The 23,743-nt window shown below is 41.5% G+C and carries 21 protein-coding genes; 15 read left to right on the forward strand and 6 right to left on the reverse strand.

Going from position 1 to position 23,743, the window contains the following annotated elements:
* Positions 1-29: 29 nt before the first annotated feature.
* From ACFVAD_RS04490 to treR, 9 genes are all read left to right on the forward strand, one after another.
* Positions 30-2,270 carry a hypothetical protein gene (locus tag ACFVAD_RS04490; protein ID WP_386636519.1) on the forward strand — a complete coding sequence of 747 codons (2,241 nt, stop codon included), beginning with the start codon at positions 30-32 and terminating at the stop codon, positions 2,268-2,270.
* Positions 2,271-2,381: 111 nt separating this feature from the next.
* Complete coding sequence (locus ACFVAD_RS04495; protein WP_386636521.1) at positions 2,382-3,665, forward strand: MBL fold metallo-hydrolase; 1,284 nt, start codon at positions 2,382-2,384, stop codon at positions 3,663-3,665.
* Between the two features lie 84 nt (positions 3,666-3,749).
* Positions 3,750-4,229, forward strand: a complete 480-nt coding sequence (locus ACFVAD_RS04500) for a hypothetical protein (RefSeq protein WP_386636523.1) — start codon at positions 3,750-3,752, stop codon at positions 4,227-4,229.
* 158 nt (positions 4,230-4,387) lie between these two features.
* Positions 4,388-4,921, forward strand: a complete 534-nt coding sequence (locus ACFVAD_RS04505) for a CBO0543 family protein (protein ID WP_386636525.1) — start codon at positions 4,388-4,390, stop codon at positions 4,919-4,921.
* Positions 4,922-5,021: 100 nt separating this feature from the next.
* Positions 5,022-5,531 (forward strand): PTS sugar transporter subunit IIA, encoded by a 510-nt coding sequence (locus ACFVAD_RS04510; protein WP_386636527.1) that lies wholly within the window; start codon positions 5,022-5,024, stop codon positions 5,529-5,531.
* Positions 5,532-5,557: 26 nt separating this feature from the next.
* A complete protein-coding gene (treP, locus tag ACFVAD_RS04515) occupies positions 5,558-6,976 on the forward strand; it encodes a PTS system trehalose-specific EIIBC component (RefSeq protein ID WP_386636529.1) in 1,419 nt (472 codons plus the stop codon).
* 113 nt (positions 6,977-7,089) lie between these two features.
* Positions 7,090-8,772 carry a glycoside hydrolase family 13 protein gene (locus tag ACFVAD_RS04520; protein ID WP_386636531.1) on the forward strand — a complete coding sequence of 561 codons (1,683 nt, stop codon included), beginning with the start codon at positions 7,090-7,092 and terminating at the stop codon, positions 8,770-8,772.
* Positions 8,773-8,819: 47 nt separating this feature from the next.
* Positions 8,820-10,520 (forward strand): alpha,alpha-phosphotrehalase, encoded by a 1,701-nt coding sequence (gene treC / locus ACFVAD_RS04525; RefSeq protein ID WP_386636533.1) that lies wholly within the window; start codon positions 8,820-8,822, stop codon positions 10,518-10,520.
* 27 nt (positions 10,521-10,547) lie between these two features.
* Positions 10,548-11,255, forward strand: coding sequence for a trehalose operon repressor (gene treR / locus ACFVAD_RS04530; protein WP_386636535.1), 708 nt, complete (start codon positions 10,548-10,550; stop codon positions 11,253-11,255).
* 50 nt (positions 11,256-11,305) lie between these two features.
* Here treR and ACFVAD_RS04535 read toward each other — a convergent pair whose 3' ends face one another.
* Complete coding sequence (locus ACFVAD_RS04535; protein ID WP_386636537.1) at positions 11,306-11,965, reverse strand: HAD family hydrolase; 660 nt, start codon at positions 11,963-11,965, stop codon at positions 11,306-11,308.
* 767 nt (positions 11,966-12,732) lie between these two features.
* On the opposite strand from ACFVAD_RS04535, the gene ACFVAD_RS04540 reads away from it, so the two are divergent.
* The gene (locus ACFVAD_RS04540) at positions 12,733-13,635 is read left to right on the forward strand and encodes a chemotaxis protein (protein WP_386636539.1); all 903 of its coding nucleotides are present in this window, start codon (positions 12,733-12,735) and stop codon (positions 13,633-13,635) included.
* Between the two features lie 12 nt (positions 13,636-13,647).
* Positions 13,648-14,361 carry an alpha/beta fold hydrolase gene (locus ACFVAD_RS04545; RefSeq protein ID WP_386636541.1) on the forward strand — a complete coding sequence of 238 codons (714 nt, stop codon included), beginning with the start codon at positions 13,648-13,650 and terminating at the stop codon, positions 14,359-14,361.
* Between the two features lie 40 nt (positions 14,362-14,401).
* Here ACFVAD_RS04545 and ACFVAD_RS04550 read toward each other — a convergent pair whose 3' ends face one another.
* The 3 genes from ACFVAD_RS04550 to ACFVAD_RS04560 all read right to left on the reverse strand — a co-directional run bounded on the left by ACFVAD_RS04550 (position 14,402) and on the right by ACFVAD_RS04560 (position 17,088).
* Complete coding sequence (locus tag ACFVAD_RS04550; protein ID WP_386636543.1) at positions 14,402-14,881, reverse strand: YkyB family protein; 480 nt, start codon at positions 14,879-14,881, stop codon at positions 14,402-14,404.
* Between the two features lie 74 nt (positions 14,882-14,955).
* Entirely contained in the window at positions 14,956-16,479 is a 1,524-nt protein-coding gene (locus ACFVAD_RS04555) for an HD-GYP domain-containing protein (protein ID WP_386636545.1), read from the reverse strand.
* A gap of 111 nt (positions 16,480-16,590) precedes the next feature.
* Positions 16,591-17,088 carry a L,D-transpeptidase family protein gene (locus tag ACFVAD_RS04560; RefSeq protein WP_386636547.1) on the reverse strand — a complete coding sequence of 166 codons (498 nt, stop codon included), beginning with the start codon at positions 17,086-17,088 and terminating at the stop codon, positions 16,591-16,593.
* 100 nt (positions 17,089-17,188) lie between these two features.
* On the opposite strand from ACFVAD_RS04560, the gene ACFVAD_RS04565 reads away from it, so the two are divergent.
* Together ACFVAD_RS04565 and ACFVAD_RS04570 are read left to right on the forward strand one after the other, a co-directional pair.
* Complete coding sequence (locus tag ACFVAD_RS04565) at positions 17,189-18,703, forward strand: Ppx/GppA phosphatase family protein (RefSeq protein WP_386636549.1); 1,515 nt, start codon at positions 17,189-17,191, stop codon at positions 18,701-18,703.
* Between the two features lie 85 nt (positions 18,704-18,788).
* A complete protein-coding gene (locus ACFVAD_RS04570) occupies positions 18,789-20,870 on the forward strand; it encodes an RNA degradosome polyphosphate kinase (protein WP_386636618.1) in 2,082 nt (693 codons plus the stop codon).
* A gap of 71 nt (positions 20,871-20,941) precedes the next feature.
* On the opposite strand, the gene ACFVAD_RS04575 is transcribed toward ACFVAD_RS04570, so the two are convergent.
* Complete coding sequence (locus tag ACFVAD_RS04575; protein WP_386636551.1) at positions 20,942-21,127, reverse strand: hypothetical protein; 186 nt, start codon at positions 21,125-21,127, stop codon at positions 20,942-20,944.
* Between the two features lie 91 nt (positions 21,128-21,218).
* Entirely contained in the window at positions 21,219-22,082 is an 864-nt protein-coding gene (locus tag ACFVAD_RS04580; RefSeq protein ID WP_386636553.1) for a metallophosphoesterase, read from the reverse strand.
* Between the two features lie 224 nt (positions 22,083-22,306).
* On the opposite strand from ACFVAD_RS04580, the gene fadH reads away from it, so the two are divergent.
* Complete coding sequence (fadH, locus tag ACFVAD_RS04585; RefSeq protein WP_386636555.1) at positions 22,307-23,077, forward strand: 2,4-dienoyl-CoA reductase; 771 nt, start codon at positions 22,307-22,309, stop codon at positions 23,075-23,077.
* 87 nt (positions 23,078-23,164) lie between these two features.
* The gene (locus ACFVAD_RS04590; RefSeq protein WP_386636557.1) at positions 23,165-23,734 is read left to right on the forward strand and encodes a LysM peptidoglycan-binding domain-containing protein; all 570 of its coding nucleotides are present in this window, start codon (positions 23,165-23,167) and stop codon (positions 23,732-23,734) included.
* Positions 23,735-23,743 lie beyond the last annotated feature (9 nt).

Raw genomic sequence — 23,743 nt, forward strand, 5'->3', positions numbered from 1 at the left:
TTCTTACATTTAAAATTAGGGGACTATAAATGAATGCAATAAAAAGGGGACTTTTATTAGGTGAAAAATTGGTGGTAGGTTTTATCGATCGCCATTGGAAAGCAAGTATTCGTGGATTATTTGTTTATATTCTGGTGTCGGTTTTTATTATGGGCTTTTTTTTCTATACCGGAGCTGGTAAATGGTTTGATTTTTCGTTCACTCTAGTTACTGCCTTCCTCAGCATCGTAATAGGAACATTTATTTGTTGGATTGCCCTAAAGGTACTAGCTAAATTGCCCAACTTATTGGTCGCATGCACTATTGGGGCTGTTGCAGGGATTATTACGCTTGGGTCATACTTGGGACCGTTTTTTACGATGATGGGCTATATTCTACTGATATTGGGTGCATGGACAGGACTTTCTATTAAACTGGTAAGGAGCGCAAGAAAAAGAAGAGGCTTAACTTTTGCCGCTTTAGGATCCGTAACGATATTACTGCACGGACTGTTCCTTTTTTCCATATTTTCAGAAGGGAAAGAGGGGGCATGGAGAATGGAAGTCCTAGATGAAGGGATAAATCCTCCTTTTGCAAATCCTGCTGAAAATGGTGATTACGACATAAATAGTTTTACATATGGAAGCGGAGAGGATCAGAGAAGAGAGGAATACCGGGACGTTACATATCAAACGAACACAGTAAATATGTCTTCATTTATCGTTCATCCAAAAGGCTTCAATAAATGGTACCGTGAGTGGTTCTGGGGCTTTGATCTTAACAAAGCTCCTTTAAATGGGAAAGTATGGATGCCTGATGATTTGTCGCAAGGCCCTTTTCCATTAGTACTCATGGTTCATGGGAATCATAATATGGCTGATTTCTCAGACGGGGGATATAAGTATCTTGGCGAACTTCTGGCGAGTAAGGGATATATTGCAGTATCCATTGACCAAAACTTCCTTAACTCCGGGAAGTCGGGACATATTGGCTGGGATAATGCAGGAAGGGCATGGATGTTCCTAAAGCATTTGGATCAGTGGGGAAAGTGGAATAATGATAAACAGCATCCCCTATACGGAAAAGTGGATATGGAGAATATCGGGTTAATCGGTCATTCCCGTGGTGGGGAGGCTGTCAGTTTGGCTGCACTGATGAATGATCTGGACCGTTTGCCAAATAATGCGAAGGTGACCTTGAATTTCGATTTTTCCATCAAAGCATTAATCGGACTTTCCCCAGGGGACGGAAGATTCAAGCTTGGTGACCAACCAGTTGAATTGAAGGATATCAACTATTTGACTATTCAAGGGGCAAACGATACCGATCATACCAATTATTATGGAATAAGACAATATGAGAGGATCCGTTTCTCAGATGATTTTGATGGTTTCAAAAGCAGCATTTATCTTTATGGTGCAAATCATGGTCAATTCAATTCCGATTGGGAGGTGGACCAGCCTTCCCCATATTGGTGGTTCATGAACCGAAAGGAAATTATGGAACCAGGTCTGCAGCGGGAAATGACCAAGGTATACGTTGCAGCATTTCTCGATGCTACATTAAAAGGCAGGGAAGAATACCGTCAAATCTTTTCCAGCAAGGAGACCGCCTCTTCGTGGATTCCTACCGATCCTGTCAGGTTGAAATATGAGGATAACTCGTTCACACCTCTTGCAACCTACGAGGAGGATGTGGATGTAACTACCATGACGAAAGATGCGGGAGAGCTTCATGGCTATAACTTGCAAGTCTGGAAAGAGGTTAATCTTACTTTACGGAATAATGAGCCTCAGGGAAATGAAGCGGTAAAATTGGGCTGGCGGGGAACAAGTGGAAGATATACAGTAAAGCTTCCGGATGAAGTCTCTGAAACTCTTGGCCCACAGACAGTTCTGAGTTTCGATGCTGTACAGCTGCACCCCAGCCGATATGACTTCTATGGAATACGTGTTCCGGAAGGGTTCGAAGAGAAAAGCATCCCCATCACTGTCATGGTAAAACCAAAAGGTACCATTAAGCTGGATACCCGCATTGGAACAACAGTGGAAATCGAACCAACCTATTCCACCAAGCTATACAAATTCGACTGGTGGAATGAAAGATTCGGGAATAATTACGAGCATATGCTGCAGACTTATGAGGTGCCATTGGCGTTCTTGCAGGAAAACATGGCCAACATCGACTATCAGGATATTAATGAAATCATATTTGAATTCAATCAAACTGGAAGTGGGCTGATTTATCTCGACAACATCGGTTTGAAAGAGCGAACTAGGACATCCGAATAAAAATCTGCCTTCGGGTCCGTTAATTGAAAAAGCTTTTTGAAGAACGAATAATATAGCAGCTTCTCCCCCATAGTAACATTACGAGTGAAATGTTCGAGGGGAGAAGTTTTCATGAAAAAGATCATCTGGTCTTTTATTATTGCATTTGCATTCATCCATACCACTACACCAATACTTGTATTTGGTGCAGACCTATCTGCCAGCATTCAAATACAACCCCATCCTGCCTCTCCAGTTTATATAAATTCAAAAGCCGAAACTTCAACCGGAACCAAAAAAACGATAGCATCATTAAAGGTACACTATATTGATATAGGCCAAGGAGACGCCATCCTTCTTCAAACACCCAATGGCTCCCAGGTGCTCATTGACACCGGTCCGAGGGAGTCGGCACCAAAATTAATTAGCTACCTAAAAAAGCTTTCCATAACTGCAATCGACTTGCTGGTCATTACTCACCCTGATTTTGACCATATTGGTGGAATTCCTGCTCTATTTGAAGAAATTCCTGTAAAAAAAATACTTGATAGTGGAAAGGCGCACTCCACTCTGTCCTTCATCCAGTATAAGCAATACGTCTGGAATAATATTGTTCCGGTACAATATGCCAAGGAAAAGATGAAGCTTGAATTTGATCCGGATCTAAAAGTGAAGGTGCTTAACAGCGGTGTTGGTAAAAAGGAAACTAATGATGCTTCCATCGTTCTCCAGGTTGCCTATGGGGAAATAAAGTTCCTCTTTATGGGAGACACAGAGGAGATGGAAGAGAAGAGGCTGAGCAGAAAATACAATCTGGAATCCACCATTTTGAAGGTTGCCCATCATGGATCAAACAGTTCCTCTACAGCTGCATTCCTGAAGGATGTAAAACCAAAAATCGCAGTAATTTCCGCTGGAAGGAATAATGATTTTGGTCATCCACACCAGCCTGTACTGAACCGGCTGATTGAAAGCGGTGCAGATATTTATAATACTTCAGAAGCAGGGGATATCATATTCTCAACCGATGGAACTCTGTTGTTTGTCAATGATCGACCATGGCTGTATGCAAACAGCAAGGAAAGAAAGAAGACAAATTCGATAACAATTACAGATTTGGATGTAAAAGAGGAAACAGTCACCTTGCAAAACCAAGGGACAGAAACAATCGACCTGACGGATTGGAAGCTCATCAGCCAGAAAGGATACCAAACATTTGATTTTCCTGAAAATTATAAGCTTGCCCCAGGTGAGATGATGTATATTACTTCAGGGGCTCAAAAAAAGCATTTCAAAAAATATATCCATTGGCTAAGCGATCATTTATGGAATAACAAAGGGGATAAAGCACAACTTTTTAATGAAAAAGGAGAGCTAGTTGATGAGATAGAAAACTTCGAAGAAACTGAAAACTAGAATGATGTTTAAATTGTGGTGCAAGGTGATATGTAAAAGGGAAGGTAAAGAGCATCAAGCTCTACAGTTAGGAGCGATACAAGAATGAAACTGCGCAAGCCATATCGAATATTACTGCCTTTTGCGATAATTTCCCTTTTATTTATTGCGTACATACACATCTCAAAGGATAAAATTGTTTCCTCGGCTATACTCGATAAAACAAATAATGCAGTGGCAGTAAACATTCAGAATCCTTTCATTGTTCCCATTACCATCTACAATTCAAAAGTGGTGGATAAGGAAGATAAGGAGATGCCTGCAACTGCTTATAGTATCATTCTGAACGGCTCTTACGGCAGTTTGGATGCAACTGTCGACCAATCGGTAATTTCGCGGAAAACGGATGTGTTCGAGGAATTGAAGGAAGTGGAAATCCCTGGTGCAAGCAATAAAAAAGAGAAAAACTACACACTTTATATGAGAGAAGAAGAGAAGAAATCGAATATGGATACTGCCAACGAAGTATCTATTTCTTTTAAAGTATTTTCCTTCCTCCCATTCCAAACGAAAGTGAAACTTTGAACGGACGCTATTCAGATAGTGTCTTTTTTTTGTTGTTATGGTGGAAAGTACCCCCCTCTTAGAGTAAAAAAGGAGATTTAAGGAAAAAATAAATTGAGTTGTGACAAGTTTCGACAAAAAACCGAAACTAATGGCGTTTAGGGCAGGAAAGAGAGGGAATGTACATAGTGAAGCCACTCTACTTTATCGACTTTTATAAATGGATATTACTCAATAATATTGCTGACCCAAGATGGTGGCTGTTATTCCTTTCTATTTTTTGGCCTTGGATTGTTTGGTGGAAGCTTGTCGACAAAAAGCGCCTATTCGAAATTCTCGCATATGGGCTATTATGGGCGGCGATGGCTACCTGGCTGGATCTACTTGGGACATCAAATGGCATGTGGGAGTATCCTTTCAAATTATATAACAAAGTATCCTGCCTGCTTCCCGCAGATGTTTCGGTCATTCCCGTGCTGTTTATGCTTCTCTATCAGTATGGAGAAAGGTGGAAAACATTCCTTTTAGGCAGCGTGATTGTATCTACCTTGCTTTCATATATTTTCGAACCCATTTTTCTGAAAGTAAATATGCTTAATCTTATTACATGGACTCATTTTAAGTCATGGTTCTCTTTTATTTTTCTTGCACTCGTAACAAAATTAGTTATTACCCTATTGAAAAAAGCACAGCAAAAGTTTTTGGTTGACTAACATGTATATACAAGTTAGACTGTAAATCTAAAGATGTATATACAAGTTCATCTTTTAAATGTAAGCGTTTATTTTAGACTCTAAACCTGGAGGGAAAAATATGTTTAAGAAACTTTTCGGTATGAAGGATACAGAAGCAAAACCGACGGAAGAAGTTGTGTTTGCGCCATTAAGTGGAAAAGTGACGGAACTGACAGAAGTTCCGGACCCTACATTTTCACAAAAAATGATGGGGGATGGACTTGCAATCATTCCGACTGAAGGAGAAGTAGTCTCTCCGGTTGATGGGGAAATCGTTCAATTCTTCCACACAAAACATGCTATCGGAATCCGGTCTGTAACAGGAGCTGAAATACTTATACATGTAGGCCTTGAAACTGTTTCCATGAATGGTGAGGGCTTTGTGGGCCATGTCAGAGAAGGGGATAAAGTAAAAGCTGGGGATAGACTCATCAGCTTTGATCTAAATCTGATAAATGAAAAAGCGGCAAGCACCATTACACCTGTCGTAATCACAAACGGCGAAGTGGTGGAAAGCCTTGACAAAAAGCTTTCAGATAATGCTGTTAAAGGACAAACTGAGTTATTCCATCTAAAAGTGAAGAGCTAACGCAGAGAAAACGGGAGGATACGAATATGGACATTAGAAAGCAGGCAGAAGAGATTGTCCATGCCATCGGGGGAAAAGAAAACATCAGTGCAGCCACTCATTGTGTGACACGTCTCCGTTTGGCATTGAATGATGAAAGTAAGGTCGACCAGGAAGCGCTTGAACAAATAGAGAGTGTAAAAGGCTCCTTTTCCACAAACGGACAATTCCAGATTGTTATTGGACAAGGCACCGTCAATAAAGTCTATAAAGAGTTTGTAGAAATTACAGGTGTAGGGGAATCGTCCAAGGATGAAGTGAAAAAGGCTGCTGAGCAAAATTTGAACCCGATCCAGCGTGCAGTAAAGACACTGGCGGATATATTTATTCCAATCTTACCTGCAATCGTAACAGCCGGTCTCTTAATGGGGATCAACAACCTGCTTACTGGAGAGGGAATATTTTACAATGATGCTTCCATTATCGATAAACACCCGCAATGGGCTGATATTGCAGGCATCATTAACCTGATCGCAAATACCGCGTTTGTTTTCTTGCCCGGTCTGATAGGGTGGTCTGCTGCCAAAAGATTTGGGGGTAGTGAACTCCTAGGGATAGTCCTTGGTTTGATGCTGGTGCATCCGGATTTGTTGAATGCATGGGGCTATGCAGAAGCACAGAAGGAAGGAGACGTGGACACCTGGAATTTCCTTGGGCTTGAAATCGAAAAGGTTGGTTATCAGGGACAGGTCTTACCAGTTCTGGTGGCAGCTTTTGTATTAGCCAAGGTAGAAAAATTCCTGACAAAACGTGTTAGTGACGGTTTTCATTTATTGGTCGTTCCGCCAATTACATTATTACTGACTGGATTCATTACATTTGTAGCAATCGGACCTATCACATTCGCGATCGGAAACTTCCTGACGGATGGGTTTGTATCCATTTTTGATGCGGTACCTGCCATCGGTGGTCTGATCTATGGCGGATTGTACGCTCCACTTGTTATAACAGGAATGCATCATACGTTCCTGGCTGTGGATCTGCAGCTGATTTCTGCAATTGGAGGGACCTTCCTATGGCCGATGGTTGCCCTATCCAATATTGCACAAGGGTCTGCAGCGTTCGCCATGATGCTTGCTACCAAGGATGAAAAACTGAAAGGATTGGCGCTGACTTCCTCCATATCCGCTTGGCTCGGTATTACAGAACCTGCGATGTTCGGAGTAAACCTGCGCTACCGTTATCCATTCTTTGCTGCAATGATCGGATCTGCCATTGCAGGTGTGACCATCACGATTGCAGGTGTGATGGCACCTTCGATCGGAGTTGGGGGGATCCCGGCATTCTTCTCCATCCTGAATGAATTCTGGCCAATTTTCTTTGTAGGAATGGCAATCGTACTAATCGTGCCGTTCGGACTTACATTCTTGATTGCCAAAGTCAAAATGAGAAAAGAAGCACAATAAATTTGAGTGGAACACTGTAAAGGATTGTAAAAAAGGGCCAGGCCCCGACTTACAATCCTTTACAAATTTCAAGCGCAACATGGAAAATACTTTTCGTGAAGGAGAGATGAGAGATGCAAAAGGCTTGGTGGAAAGAAAGCGTTGTTTATCAAATCTACCCTAGAAGCTTTATGGATTCTAATGCAGACGGAATAGGTGATATCCAAGGGATCATATCCAAGCTTGATTACTTAAAGGAGTTTGGAATCGATACCATATGGCTTTCTCCAGTATATGAATCCCCTAATGATGACAATGGCTATGATATAAGCAACTATATGTCCATTATGAAAGAGTTTGGTACCATGAAGGACTGGGAAGAGCTGCTTATGGAGGTACATAGACGTGAAATGAGGCTGATTATGGATCTTGTGGTGAACCATACATCAGACGAGCATGAATGGTTCATCGAGGCTAAGTCATCAAGAGATAACCGGTATCGTGACTATTATATTTGGCGGGACCCAAAAGAGGACGGCTCCGAGCCGAATAACTGGGCGTCTAATTTTGGCGGATCTGCATGGGAGTTCAATGAGGAGACGGGTGACTATTATCTGCATCTTTTCTCCAAAAAACAACCAGATCTCAACTGGGAAAACAAAAAGCTGCGTGAAGAAATCTATACGATGATGAAATGGTGGCTTGATAAAGGAATTGATGGTTTTCGGATGGATGTCATCAATTTCATTTCCAAAGTGGATGGATTTCCTGATGGAGAAGTGAAACCTGGAAAGTCTTATGCTTCTGGAAGCAAGTATTATCGAACAGGTCCTTATATCCATGAGTATCTGCAGGAAATGCATCGAAATGTACTCTCTCACTACGATGTCATGACAGTAGGCGAAATGCCTGGTGTAACACCTGAACAGGCCATTGATTATACGGCTGAGGAACGGAATGAATTGAATATGGTGTTCCAATTTGAACATGTAGGTCTGGATAGTGGTCCGAACGGAAAATGGGATTTGAAGCCTTTGGTGCTTCATGATTTAAAAAAGAGCTTATCCCGTTGGCAGGAAGCGTTAGGTGAAAAGGGTTGGAATAGTCTTTATTTTAATAATCATGACCAGCCGCGTGCCCTATCCCGCTATGCAGATGATGGGAAATACCGGATACAGTCTGCCAAAATGCTTGCCACACTCCTGCACATGATGAAAGGTACTCCGTATGTGTACCAGGGAGAAGAGTTGGGCATGACCAATGTGGCTTTTGAAGCCATAGAAGATTATCGTGACATTGAGTCCTTGCAAGCATATGAAGAGCTGAAAAGCCAAGGATGGAATGAAGAGATGATCATGAAGAGCATCCATGCCAAAAGCAGGGATAACGCAAGAACACCTATGCAATGGAGTGCCGAAGAAAATGCAGGGTTTACCAAGGGAACGCCATGGATTAATGTGAACCCCAACTATCAAAAGATAAATGCTGAAAATGAGCTGAGTAATCCGGACTCGATTTTCTATTACTATCAAAAACTCATCCATTTAAGAAAGCAGAACGAAATAATCATATATGGAAATTATCAATTGCTTTTGGAAGATCATCAGGAAATCTATGCTTATGTAAGAACCTATCAGGATAAAAAGCTTTTGGTGATCTGTAATTTCTATGAAAACAATCCGGTATTCGAGTTGCCAAGAGACATTCACTTCATGACAAAACAGCTTTTGGCAAGCAATTATGAAACCGAAGAACAGAGCGACATTTCAAGATTCACCATGCAACCATATGAGGCAAGGGTGTATCTGCTGAACTGATCAGAAGAGAAGCTTGAAATTTAAAGTACAAAAAATGAGGTGTTGAGATGAGCAAGATTGAGAAGGAACCATGGTGGAAACGTTCAGTTGTGTATCAAATCTATCCGAAGAGCTTCAATGATACAACTGGAAATGGTGTTGGAGATATTCAGGGGATTATACAGAAACTGGATTATTTAAAGGAGCTCGGGGTGGACGTCATCTGGCTGACTCCGATCTACAAGTCGCCACAAAAGGATAACGGGTATGATATCAGTGACTATTTTTCGATTCATGAAGAGTATGGAACAATGGATGACTTTGATCAACTCCTTAAGGAAGCCCATGGTAGAGATATAAAGGTGATCATGGATATAGTTGTTAATCATACTTCAACCGAGCATGAATGGTTCCAAAAGTCCAAGGAAGCAAAGGAAGACAATCCTTATCGTGACTTTTACATCTGGAAGGACAGCAAGGAAGAAGATACGCAACCGACGAATTGGGAATCCAAATTCGGCGGCAACGCTTGGGCATTCGATGAAAAGACAGGACAATGGTATTTGCATCTTTTCGATATTACGCAAGCCGATTTGAATTGGGAGAACGAAGAGGTGCGAAAACAGGTATATGACATGATGACCTTCTGGTTTGAAAAGGGAGTGGACGGCTTCAGACTGGACGTGATCAATCTGATATCAAAAGATCAGAACTTTCCTGACGATGATGGTTCTGTACCCCCTGGTGATGGGCGAAAGTTCTACACAGATGGTCCCAGAGTTCACGAATATATGAATGAAATGTATGAAAAGGTCTTTTCCAAGTACGATAGCATGACTGTAGGGGAAATGTCCTCCACCACGATAGACCATTGCATCAAATATACACGGCCGGATCGTAACGAACTGAGCATGACCTTCAATTTTCATCACTTGAAAGTCGATTATCCAGGCGGGGAGAAATGGTCAGTAGCGGATTTTGATTTCCAGCAACTGAAAGATATTTTATCGACCTGGCAAATCGAAATGAACGCAGGAGGAGGATGGAACGCTCTATTTTGGTGCAACCATGATCAGCCTCGTATCGTATCGAGATATGGTAATGACAAGGAGTACCGACAAGAATCAGCTAAAATGCTTGCTAGCAGTATGCATATGATGCAGGGAACTCCTTATATTTACCAGGGCGAGGAGTTTGGGATGACCAACCCCGGGTATGTGGAAATTTCCGATTACCGTGATGTTGAATCGTTGAATACTTTTCGTTTGAAAAAGGAGGCAGGGATGTCAGAAGAAGAGATCCTTGAAATCTTAAGGCATAAATCCCGTGATAATTCCCGCACCCCTGTTCAATGGAATGACGAGAAGCATGCAGGGTTCTCCACAGGCAATCCCTGGATTGGCGTAGCGGGGAACTACTCGGATATCAATGCAGAAAAAGCGCTTAGTGACAAGGATTCCATCTTCTATCACTATAAAAAACTGATTAGGCTACGCAAGGAATACGACATTGTGACATATGGTGATTTTCAGTTGATTCTGGAAAAGCATCCGGAAATCTTTGCATATATCCGCAATGGTAAAGATGAAAAGCTGCTAGTTGTCAGCAATTATTATTCAAAAGAGACGGTCTTCACACTACCTGATGATGTGGATGTTGAGGGATACAAGGCTGAAATTCTGTTGAGTAATTATGAGGATTCAAGTGAAGTGTTCAGAGAAGTGACCCTGCGCCCTTATGAATCCATTATTTATCACCTGAAAAAGTAATGATAAAATGGTGATAGGTGGTTAATCATGAAAAATAATAAATTTCAAGCGATCTATCAGGAGCTTGCAAAAAAAATGGAAGAAAAAGAAATCCATGTTGGAGAAAAGCTGCCTTCCGAGCATGAATTAATGGTACAGTTCCATACATCAAGGGAAACCATACGGAAAGCGTTAAACCTCCTTGCTCAGAACGGGTATATCCAAAAGATCCGCGGGAAGGGATCAATCGTGCTCGATCGGTCCAGATTTGATTTTCCGATTTCAGGTCTTGTCAGCTTCAAGGAGCTGGCGAGGAAAATGGGGAAACCTTGGATTACAAAGGTCCATGAACTTAAGCTGGTATTGCCCACTGATGAATTACAAGATCGATTGGGAAAGGACGAGCTTTGGAAGGTGGTACGGTCACGGCAGGTTGATGGAGAGAGTATCATTTTGGACATGGACTTTTTCCAAAAAAGACATGTCCCTCTATTAACGGAAGAGATAGCTGAGCAATCCATCTATGAACACCTGGAGGAAGAATTGGGGCTTTCGATTAGCTTTGCCGACAAGGAAGTGACGGTAGAGGAAGCGACCGGACTGGATCGGGAACTGCTGGACCTCAATGGCCTCTCTCATGTGGTAGTGGTCAAGAATCTTGTACACCTCGATGATGCGAGTCCTTTCCAATATACCGAATCGCGTCATAGGTTGGATAAGTTCCGGTTTGTGGACTTTGCAAGAAGGATGAAATGAAAACAAGCACCGCTCTCAAGTAAAAGAGATCGGTGCTTGTTTTATTAAAATTATTTGTCCATATTAAAATCCTTCAATATATCATTTAGCTCTTTTTCCTCCATCGAAGTCAAGCGTAAATGGTAATCTTTGAACTCCATATGGGACGTTACCGGGTTAGGAACAACAATACAATGAATTCCGGCAGCCATTGCAGCATTGGAGCCATGCAGGGAATCCTCGAAAGCGATCGCATCATGTCCGTTGACACCCAAATTATGTAATGCCTTTATGTATAATGCAGGATCTGGTTTGACCTTTTCGACATCATCCCTGGTGACTATCGTTTCAAAGTAGCCTATAATTTCAAGTTTCTGCAAATAGCCTACTACCCATTCCCGTCCTGAGCTTGATGCGAGTCCAATTTTTAATCCATTCTTTTTTGCAGCCTTCAAGTAAGCTAAGACACCAGGACGGAGATCGGGTTGCGTCGCTTTCTTCATATAGCATGCATTTGTCAATTCTTTAATTCTTTCCTCTTCCATTTCAGGCACGGCTTGTTGAAGGAATTCATACAGGACCCTGCTGCTGGTGCCGATGCAGGTACTGTAATCCTTCATGGACAAATCGTGTTGATGCTCCTGCTTCATTATTTCCTTGAAGCATTCATACCATATCGTTTCTGTATCGATGATCAGTCCATCGAAATCAAATATTACTGCCTTTATCATTAGCTCTCCTCCTATCTTTCTCCATTATAGCTCAAATCAGAAAATAACTTTATCAGGGCAACTTTTACTAGCATTTACATGCAACAAGAGATTGATTAGTCTATGAAGGTTATGAAAAGTGAGGGGAAGATACATTTCTTAAATAAAGGTATTTAAATTCTTATATGTAGAATTGTAAGTATTACTCAATAGACAATGTAAAGAATGTAGAAAATGAATCTTTTTAAGATGATTTCGTTTGTACTTATCCTTTTCTGGAGTAGTTCTTTTTATCCAACATTTTTTTGTAGCAGGTATTTTGTTTGGTAGTGCAATAATACTTCTATTTCTGAAGGTGAAATGCTTGACTACAGAAGATAAGTACTCTGGGAAGCAGCACGAATCGACGGCTTACTTACCGTCTCTGCCATCCTTACAAAAGGAATGCTATTATTTGTATTTCTTTACTTTTCGATACCGATGAATTTGGAAAAACTGCGATATCAATCTTTATCTGAGTATCTTTTTGATACTGTAATAATTACCATATCCACAGGCATTATGATGGGTTGGATCCTCTTTATGCAACTCGCAGGGGATTATGAAAAATACATAAGGGTATCTGGTGAGATTGACGGTTAGGAAGAGGGAATCCTATGAATCTCACACATTATAAGCTTCCTAAAATTCGGAGTGAGTTTGAATGAAGTCTACCTCCTTAACTTTTCTAAATAATCTCCGATAATGAAGGTAGGTAAGTTAATTACTTTCGGAAGGGCGTACATGATATGGAAAATAGATCTGGCATTTTGTTGGACTCCGGTACGAATGAGGTGGAATTCCTTGAGTTTCTAATGGCTGAAACAAGCTTTGGAATCAATGTGTTAAAGGTGAGAGAAATCATCAATCCTGTATCCATCACCAAAATCCCCCATTCGCATCCCAATGTGGAAGGCATCATCGAATTGAGGGGGGAAGTTTTACCGGTTATCAGCTTAAGAAAAGCTTTATCCATTGAGGAAGGTAGTTCCTATCAGGAGGATAAATTCATTGTTGCCGAATTCAACGGAATGAAGGTAATCCTTCGTGTGGATCATGTAACGCAAATTCACCGCTTGTCATGGTCACAAATGGAGAAGCCTGCTTCACTTAATCAAGGATTTGAAGATCATGTTACAGGTGTCATCAAAAAGCAGGAGAAAATGATTCTGCTCGTGGATGTGGAGAAAATCCTGTTTGATATATATCCAAATGTTGATGGAGGGGTGCAAGGAATCACCCCGGATATAAATCCGGCAAGAAGTGAAAAGGTTATTGTTTTGTCTGAGGATTCCCCTATGCTCAGGAAATTGTTGCAGGAAACCATGCTTGCAGCGGGTTTTGAGCATTTGATCTTTTTTGAAAATGGAAAAGAAGCCTGGACCTTCTTTGATGAGAAGGTTAGACATGGAGATCAGCAGGTGGATCTATTGATTACGGATATTGAAATGCCATTGATGGATGGCCACCATTTAACGAAAAAATTGAAAGACGATTCTACGCTCTCAACGATCCCGGTTATCATCTTCTCTTCATTGATTACAGACCATCTACATCATAAGGGGGAACTTGTAGGAGCGAATGCACAAATAAGCAAACCTCAATTGGGCAAATTAATTCAATTGGTGGATGAATGGTTATTATTGAATTAAAGGGGGATATTGATGATTCTACATACAGAAATTACAGGTGAGGGGCATCCTTTAGTCCTTATACATTCGGGAGGGATGTCCGCTTCTTCGGAGTATGAAGAACAGAGGGACTTCTTTATAGAAAAAGGTTTCCAAGTTATCCGTCCTGATTTAAGGGGCCATGGCAAATCGGTTGGGTTGATCGATAATTATTTTGCTAATTGTACAGAGGATATCATGGATACTTTGGAGAACCTGAATATTGAATCCTGTCACTTGGCTGGTGTATCACTAGGTGGGATAGCAGCACTGCTTTTTGCTCAAAAATATCCTCATAAAGTGAAAACACTTACTTTCTCCGGGATATTTCCTGAGAGACCGGAAAACTGGGAAGAGTTGACCAAGCAGGAGGCGGCACATCATGAAGTCCTTTTTAAAAGGGAAGAAGTGATAGAATATATGAATCAGATGCACGGTGAAAATGATTGGAGAGCGATGCTTGCTTCTTGGCAACAGGAAGATTTTTACCCGTTTGAGGAAACTGGAGCTGTAAGAGATCTCTCGATGCCCACCATGTGTCTGGTCGGGGGAGAGTCCTCTTTGGAATTCGAAGCGGCATGCTGTTACAAAAAAAGTAATGAATCCATCCAGGTTTCCATCATTCCGTTTGCAGGGCATCTTGTTCATCGAGATCAGCCGAAACTATATTCGGAAACTTTGCTTGTTTTTCTACAGCAGCATCAATAAAAAACGCCAACCAATCATTCGGGATTGGTTGGCGTTTTTTTTAGTAGCTTTCTCCTAGGCGTTTGAATACAGGTTTTTGATAGGTTTTCTTACCAGGTTGTTTTTTATCTTCTGTTGGATAGTAGTTCGCGTATTGCTGAAGCAAGTTTTTAGCTACCGACAAGGACATGTTCGCTTTCGGATTTCGATAATGGTCATTCAGTTCACCAAGATGAGGCAGTTCCGAGAAATCCTCCTTCGTTGGTGGCAGATGAAAGAAATAATCCCCCGCTGACACTAGCACATCCGACTGCTGACGGCTGTTTTTTGGATTCTTGGAAAAGTGCAGCCCCTTTTTGATGGCTTTGCCTTCTGCAAGAAGCTTTTCAAGTGCTTGGCGCTTTAAAGAGTATAGAAATTTTGGGTCTGGTGCAGTTTTCGCATGGCGATTCACCGTAAAAATGGCACGAGAGAGGTTTTCAATAGAAGATTGCAGTGGGGCTTCTGTATTTCTTTGATTAGTATAGCGTTGATTGGGCATTCGATAATAAACTCCTTTCTTTTCTCCATTATACTTATGTTTGTTAAAAAAGGGAAGGGAAGACCCATATTGTCTTAAATACTGGAAGCAATAGGGGCTTTCTCCTCTCTTTCCTTCATGATTGCCAGAAAAAAATCAACAAACTGAGGATCCCATTGAGTGCCTTTTCCTGATTGTAGAATGGATAATGCTCTTGAAATGGACATCCCTTTCCGGTAAGGTCTATCGGATGTCATGGCATCAAAAGCGTCAGCTACTGCGATAATCCTTCCAAAGAGGGGAATCTCTGTTCCTGATAGCCGATCCGGATAGCCATAGCCATCGAATCTTTCATGATGGCTTCGCACACCGGGGATCAATTTTGCCATCGCTTCTTTTGGAAGAACCTGCTCAAGAATGTTCGCTCCGAGAACAGGGTGGAGCTTTATCTGCTCAAATTCTTCATCAGTAAGCTTACCATCCTTCAATAAGACATCATCCCTGACTCCTATTTTCCCGATATCGTGGAGAAGAGCAGTGTTTTTGAGATGCTTTAGCTGTTCCATTGGGAGATTGGCCCTCCTGCCAATCAGAACCGAAAATTCACTCACACGCAAGGAATGGCCGGCTGTGTATGGATCCCTCGCATCAAGAGCTGTAGAGAGGGTCTGGTAGAAGCTTTCCAATAGAAGTCGATTCGTTTCATTGCGCTCCTTTAAACCTTGTACCATGGAGTTGAAGCCGCCGATCACATTCGAAAACTCATCCCCATATAGCTCTTTTGCAGGTACAAGTTGATTTTCCTTCACATCCTTCATACCTTTTAATAAAGTATTGATTGGCTGAATGATATCACGGAAAAGCAGAAAAGCCCCGAATGAGGAAAAGGCGGCTGCCACAAGTAAAATGATTATTGCCCAATTCCAAAAATCCGGGAAATAGGCCTCTAAGTGCAACTCATCCAATCGGACCTGTGTCGCTAAACTGAATAGTAATACAGGGAAAATCCCGATAAATAGAGCGCTCAATAAAAACTTTGTTCGAATAGATACAAGAACATCCCCTTCAAGGGATAATGCTTGTCTATGTACATTCCTTGAAAATTCCTGAAGGGAGGCAAGCACCGGTTGAATGGCACGTGTTGTCAGGAAATACTCAATGAAAGCATGCATTCCGGCAATCAATAACGCCCCGATTGTAGCATATAGTACATAATTCGGAGGCATTTCAAGCCATTCAAGATGGATGCAGAGGAGTACCAGGCTTATGGCTGGGATGGAGAGGCCAAGAAAATGTGGTCCCAGAATCCGCTTTACAGTAAGCATTGGAAATCGGTGTGTATGTATAAAAGCGTGTTGACAGTCCAAATAGGTAGGTCCTGATGCACAGAGAATTTTTCTGATAACCTTAACATGTCTCTTAAATACAACATATTCGCATATTCCCATCACTAGGGCTGAAGTAAATAATATGAAGAACATGACATGGGTCTCAAGGAATGACAGATCCAATGTCGAAAAAATTAAAATGCCGCCTACGCCTAATACTGCTATCGAGGAACCGATAAGATAGTTTAGTAGAAGTTGACGGACAAAGTTATAGTATACGTTCTGATACAAGCCATCGCTTCCTTTGAGAGTACTTTTTCTATTACCATTATAATCAAAAATTGGAAACGCGGCTAGTACAATTGGAGGATAAATGTGGGAAGGGCCGAAGTAGGAGGACGCTTATGGACGAATAAACACTGCCGTTCCGTTAGGTACAATGGATGCAAGTTCATTGACTGCGGTGTTCTGCATTCGGATGCACCCTTTGGAAACCGCTTTCCCGATGGAGCTCGGGTCGTTCGTACCGTGTATACCATAGGATCTTTTAGATAACGTGAGCCACATGGTGCCATATGGTCCTCCTGGATTCGGTTGTCTGTTCACAATCACAAAATCCCCGACAGGTGTATAAAACAGCATTCTACCAACAGCAATCGGGTAGATTTTTCTTACAGCACTGTTTTCCTTGAGTGTCAAAGTGCGATTGGACACAGAGACTTCGATTGTAAATGGAATACTTTCTTTGGGAGGCAAGCCCGGAATGACAATCTGCTGACCTACTAATATAAGGTTGGGGTTGGCAAGTGCGTTCACCGCCAAAAGCTGTGGAACTGTCCGACGGTAATCCATGGCAATGGAAGTTAAGGTTTCCCCTGGTCTTACTATATGAACAGCCAATAAGATCACCTCCAGATAAGTTTGAAAAGCTACTGTCAAAGGTATAATATTTCTAACTCTTCATACATATTACAGCCACATTAAAAAAGGATGTTGTCCGATGAAAGATAAATACGGAATTATTGATATTGGATCAAATACAATGCGTCTCGTTATCTATAAAAGAGATAAAAGTGGACGTCTTAAAGAGATGGAAAATGTTAAGTCTGTTGCAAGGCTGAGAAACTATTTGAATCATGACGAGTATTTAACAGAAAATGGCGTGCATAAATTAATAACAACCTTATCAAGTTTTCGTGCCATTACCGATTTCCATCAATTGGCGGAAGTGAAATGTGTTGCTACGGCAACCATTAGGCAAGCTGCCAACCGGGAAGAGCTTCAAGAAATAGTACAAAATGAAACGGGTTTTTCCATGAGGATATTATCAGAATATGAAGAGGCATATTACGGCTATCTGGCAGTAGTGAATACTACACCTTTTACAGAAGGAATAACGATCGATATTGGAGGGGGTAGTACAGAAATCACCTATTTCAAAGATAAAGAACTTATGGAATACCACAGCTTCCCATTTGGAGCGCTCTCCTTAAAAAAGCTATTTGTAAAAAGTGAATTGCCTACCCAAAGTGAACAGGAAGAGATGAAGCGTTTCATAGAATCCCAGTTCCAATTACTGCCATGGATTCGAAACAATAGGATTCCAATTATTGGTATCGGTGGAAGCGCAAGAAATATGGTCCAAATAGATCAGGCTATGAAAAATTACCCGTTGGCTGGCCTTCACTTATATGAAATGTCTCCCGAAGACATCCAGGTGTTAGGTTTGTATGTAAAGTCTCTTTCTTTTGATCAACTGCAAAAGCTGGAGGGGTTATCCAAGGACAGGGCTGAGTTGATGCTTCCTGCCATGATGGTGTTTGATGAACTGGTATCCATCACGAAAGCGACTTCATTTGTACTTAGCCGTAAAGGGCTGAGGGAAGGTGTTTTTTTTGAGAGCATGAAAAACCCTGCAACCAAAGCTGCCAATATTCTCACAGACAGTATTGATGAATTGGCCAAAGACTTTGAGATAAATATGGAGAATGTGAACCAGGTAACCGGAATTTTGATGTGCATGTTAGATGAATTAAATAGATTGAAAGTGTTATCTGTAAATGAGCATGAACGAAAGGAGCTGAAAAGGGCTGCCAACGTTTTTCACTTGGGTGAATACATTGATGCGGAATCAAGCAGTCAGCATACGTTCTATTTGCTGGCAAACCGTACGATAGATGGCCTAATGCATAAGGAACGCCTCAAGTTGGCACTGATTGCATCCTTCAAAAACAAGACTGTATTCAAGCAGTATGCCAATCCGTTCAGAAAATGGTTCACTGAGGAGGAGTTGAGGGCTTTTCGATTGTATGGGGCCATGCTGAAGTTTTCCTATAGCTTGAACGCCACCAAAAGAAATGTGGTGGAAAAGATGGAAGTGACTCGTGAATCGAAAGGGCTTTTATTCCATATCAAAACCCGACAGCCCGCTGATGCGGAAGAATACCAGGCGGAAAGGCAAAAGAAACATTTGGAAAAGCTGATAAACCATCCAATACATCTGAGATTTATCTAGGAACATTGTCAGATTAAGCTTGCTTGTTGAAGAAAGAAAAAACGGCAAAGGGTGTTCCCATATGGATGCAGCAGAAACACAAAAGATGGAATTGAATAATCCTCTCTATTACAACAATAGGGAGCTTAGTTGGCTCGCTTTCAATAAACGGGTGTTGGAAGAGGCGTTTGACTTGACCAACCCCTTATTGGAAAGATTTAAATTCCTCGGTATATTCAGTTCTAATCTTGATGAATTCTTTATGGTCAGGGTGGCAGGAATAAAGGACCAAGTGAAAGCAGGCTACAATAAGCCGGAAAATAAAGCTGGCCTGACCCCGAAAGAGCAGCTTGGCAGAATATCGCAGGAAACCCACCAGCTTGTTCATTTGCTATATCGAACTCTGCTTCAATTAAACGAAGAATTAGCAAAAGAAAATGTGCGTTTTTGTCATATGGAAAGCTTAAATCCTCTTCAAAAAAAGTATCTGGAAGATTATTTCGATGAACAGATCTTCCCTGTACTTACTCCTCTTGCAGTAGATGCGTACCGACCATTTCCCATGCTTCTCAATAAATCTATCAATTTAGCAATAACTTTGGAGGACGATGAAGAACCCGAAGAACACAAAATAAAACGGGCTATTGTACAGGTTCCTTCTGTATTGGAGCGCTTCATCAAACTCCCGGAAAACAGCAATAGGATCAGCTATATCATGCTCGAAGATGTCATCACTTCCTTTATCCACAAATTATTCAAAGGCTATGATGTTATCGCAGTCACTCAATTCAGGATCACTAGAAATGCAGATATGACAATTCATGAAGAAGGATCACGGGATCTTTTGAAGGAAATAGAAAAAGAGTTGAAAAAACGGAAATGGGGGGCTGCTGTCCGACTTGAGGTTCGATCCAGACAGATGGACCCTTCGATTTTAACTTATTTAATGGAAGAGCTGGAGGTCCATAGCAAGGACATTTATGAGTTGGATGGTCCGCTTGATCCAACCTATCTTTTTTCGCTTTATAAGAAGCTGTCACCGATAAAGGAGCATTTGACGTTTGAAACGCTCATCCCACAGCCCTCCAAACAGTTGGGATTTCAGGAAGACATTTTTGATAAGCTTTTGGAACAGGATATATTACTGCATCATCCCTATGAATCCTTTGAGCCGATCCTGGATTTTGTCCGGGACGCTGCAGATGATCCCGACGTTCTTGCTATCAAGCAGACTCTGTACCGAGTAAGTGGGGACTCCCCGGTAATAGAAGCGTTGAAACGATCAGCGGAGAATGGCAAGCAAGTCACTGTTCTGGTGGAATTAAAAGCCCGCTTTGATGAAGAGAATAACGTACAATGGGCTAAAGAATTGGAGAAGGCAGGCTGTCATGTTATTTACGGTATAACAAATTTGAAGACCCACAGTAAGATCACGTTGGTGGTGCGACGGAGGAGTAATAAGATAGAGCGTTTTGTGCATCTTGGAACGGGAAACTATAATGATGCGACAGCAAAGATTTATACCGATATCGGACTTTTAACAGCAAATCGGAAAATTGGAATTGACGCCACAAACTTTTTCAACTATTTAAGCGGGTTTACCGAAAAACCGGAATTTCATCATTTATTTGTAGCACCAATGGATATACGGGAAACGTTTATTCAGTTGATAGAACAGGAAATTCAATACCATCTTCAGAACGGAAATGGAACAATCATTGCGAAAATGAATTCGTTGACAGATAAATCACTTATCATGAAACTTTATGAAGCGTCAATAGCAGGTGTGAAGATTGAACTCATTGTCAGAGGGATATGCTGTTTGCGTCCCGGTCTGAATAAGGTAAGTGAAAATATCAGGGTTCGCAGCATCGTAGGCAGATTCCTCGAACATAGCAGAATATATTATTTCCATCATAACGGGGAAGAAAAAATTTATTTGTCTTCTGCTGATATGATGACCCGTAATATGGAAAAAAGGGTGGAAATACTCTTCCCTGTATTTGCGAGCCCCTTAAAAAAACGGATTAAAAGTGTTCTTGCATTGGAATTGTCAGACAATGTTAAAGCAAGGGAACAGGACGAAAACGGTGTCTACCATTATGTCCGCCAAGCAGATGAACATAGGATAAATTGCCAACTGACCCTTTTTGCTCTTGCGTATCATGTCAGGGAAGACGAGGAATAGTATGGCACTGCAAAAAGCCGTCGCATGAAGGTTGCGATGGCTTTTTGCATCCTCCCATATCATTCAAATCCTTAACGATAATAAGGATAAGGATACGGGTATGGTGGAAATGGAGGATATGGAGGATAGTAAGGATAAGGTGGGTAATATGCTCTCGGAGCTAGCAGGGAACCTACAGCAAGTCCGCCCAAAAATGGAAAGAACGGGAACCCAAACCCGCCTATCAGTCTAGTTCCGTAAGGATTATTTCTATACATATGGACATACGCCTCCTTTTTTAGTCGTAATATTGTATGGCAAAAAAGGAGGTTGTGCGCTTGTCATCATTCCTATGTCAATGCCCATTTATTATTCGGACGTTTCAAGGGTGAAAACGGTAATTTCAGGAGGGGCTAGAAAACGGTAAGGCTGCCTCGTTGTCCCAAGTCCGCGATTCACATAAAGTGTCAGATCATTCAATTGGTAAAAGCCCTCATAGTATTTTGTTCCAAGCGGCGGCGTGATTAAAGGCCCGATAAATGGAAGCTGGACCTGACCGCCGTGGGAATGGCCAGATAGCTGCAAGGAAGCATGGAACTCTTCGGAAATCTCCTTAGCAGCATCAGGTTCATGGGCAAGCAGAATAGAAAAGGCGTCCTCGGGAATGCCGTCCAAGGTCGAACGGAAATCAGGCCTCCCCAGCATCAGGTCATCCACCCCTGCAATGTAGATGCGACTATTATCTATTAATTCAATAAAGGTATTTTCGTTTTTTAATACAGTGAAGCCTGAGGCAATCATTATTTCCTCATAGATTTCCGTTCCATAACCTCCATGATCATGATTTCCGAAAATGGAAAACTTGCCGTGTGGTGCTTTGATTTTGTGCAAAATAGAGATCAGGTGATCAGCTTGGGGATAATTTAATGGATCGTCCATTAGATCACCAGTGAAAAGAACCACATCCGGTTGCTCATCATTTATCTTTTTTACTACACTTTCCAAGTCTTTCTTTTCGAAATGATGTCCTACATGTGTATCGGAAAACTGTACCACTTTCATTCCAGAGAAGCCTTTTGGGATTTTTTTATGGGATATAATATGAGATTCTCGTTTTATCCGTTTCGGTTCTATATATCTAGCATACCAATAACCGATTCCGCTCGAAATGAACGCGATAAAAGGTATGGTGAGCATTCGCTTCAAAAAAAACCTTCTTGTTATTTTATTCATATGAAAATCAACCTAACCTAAAGAGTTTTGAGTTTCTAAATGTGCACCTGCATGATTGGTCGGTGCGCATGCATTAGTTTTCATTATACCATCATCTTTCACACAGTTCCTTGGTCTATTATTCTATTTTTTATGTGTTTATTAATGGAAAAAAAACAATAAAACATTTTGAGTATTTTGATAATTAAGATAGAATAGAGAAAAAGCTATTAGGGGGAATAAAAATGGAAGAGAAAAAAGTCGCAATCATTACCGGTGGATCAAGTGGCATGGGGAAATATATGGCTATTAAATTTGCCAAAGAAGGGTACAATGTAGCGATTACTGGCAGAGATTTGGATAGGCTGGCTTCTGCAAAGGAGGAAATTGAAGCACAAGGCATTGGTGGAGTAATAACTGTTCAGATGGACGTCAGGGAACCTGAGCATGTGGAGCGTATGGTGAAAATGACAGACGAGGCATTCGGACGTATCGATGTCCTTGTAAACAATGCTGCAGGCAATTTCATTTGTCCAGCAGAAAAATTGTCGGTAAATGGATGGAAGTCGGTCATTGATATTGTATTGAATGGTACATTTTATTGCAGCTCTGCTGTAGGAAAGTATTGGATGGAAAGAAAACACCAAGGAAGTATGATAAATATGGTGGCCACTTATGCGTGGAATGCGGGAGCAGGTGTTGTGCATTCTGCAGCTGCAAAGGCTGGTGTCCTGTCCTTGACGCGGACATTGGCTGTGGAATGGGGAACCAAATATGGCATCAGGGTGAATGCCATAGCCCCTGGACCAATTGAAAGGACAGGCGGGGCAGATAAGTTGATGCAATCGGAGGAAGAAGCAAGGAAAGTAGCTGAAAGTGTTCCTCTTAAACGATTTGGTACTCCGGAGGAAATTGCGGAACTCGCTTATTTCCTGAGCTCAGATAAAGCGGCGTACATCAATGGGGAATGTGTCACGATGGATGGAGGACAATGGCTTCAACCATTCCCATTTTAATTTGTCCGTTAAGTATGCCAATGAATCATATCCCTTCCATTTGGATACATACTAAGAGTAATTAGTATGTATCCGGGAGGGATATTTGTGAGTTTGTTTTATAAACATGAATGGGACGAGGAAAATAAGCAATTGACTCTATTTATTAATCCGTCAGAGGCTTTTTATGAATTTGCAGTGGAATTTGCCGAGCAAAAAAGCGGAACGGAAAAAAAGGGGAGTCTCCTGGTCATAGCAAGGCAATACTCCAAACAATTCCTTCCTCCTCAAACGAAAGTGAATAGCTACCGGGTCAAATTCCAGAACTTTTTGGTTGCCGTCATGAAGGAAAAACAAAACGAGGCTATTTTAGAATCGGATACCTTGGAATATGGGTTCTACAAAGTCATGCCGGACGATACGATGAAGGATATATGTCAGCTTCTGCAAATGGACGAGGCACTATTGAGGAGTGAAAACAACCTATCCAGTGATACGCTCTTTGTGGGTATGGATCTTAAGGTCCCAGTCTATCGGCATACCGTTGTGGCATCTGACAGTCTACAAAAAGTTGCAGAGCGCTTCGATACATCCAAGGCTGCTATTCGTTCAATGAATAAACTGCAGACAGATTGCTTGTGTCCTGGAATGGAATTGAAAATACCGAGAAGCGAATAATATCCATTC

This window comes from Sutcliffiella sp. NPDC057660, assembly GCF_042800035.1.
In the GTDB taxonomy this organism is placed as follows: Bacteria; Bacillota; Bacilli; order Bacillales; family Bacillaceae_I; genus Sutcliffiella_A.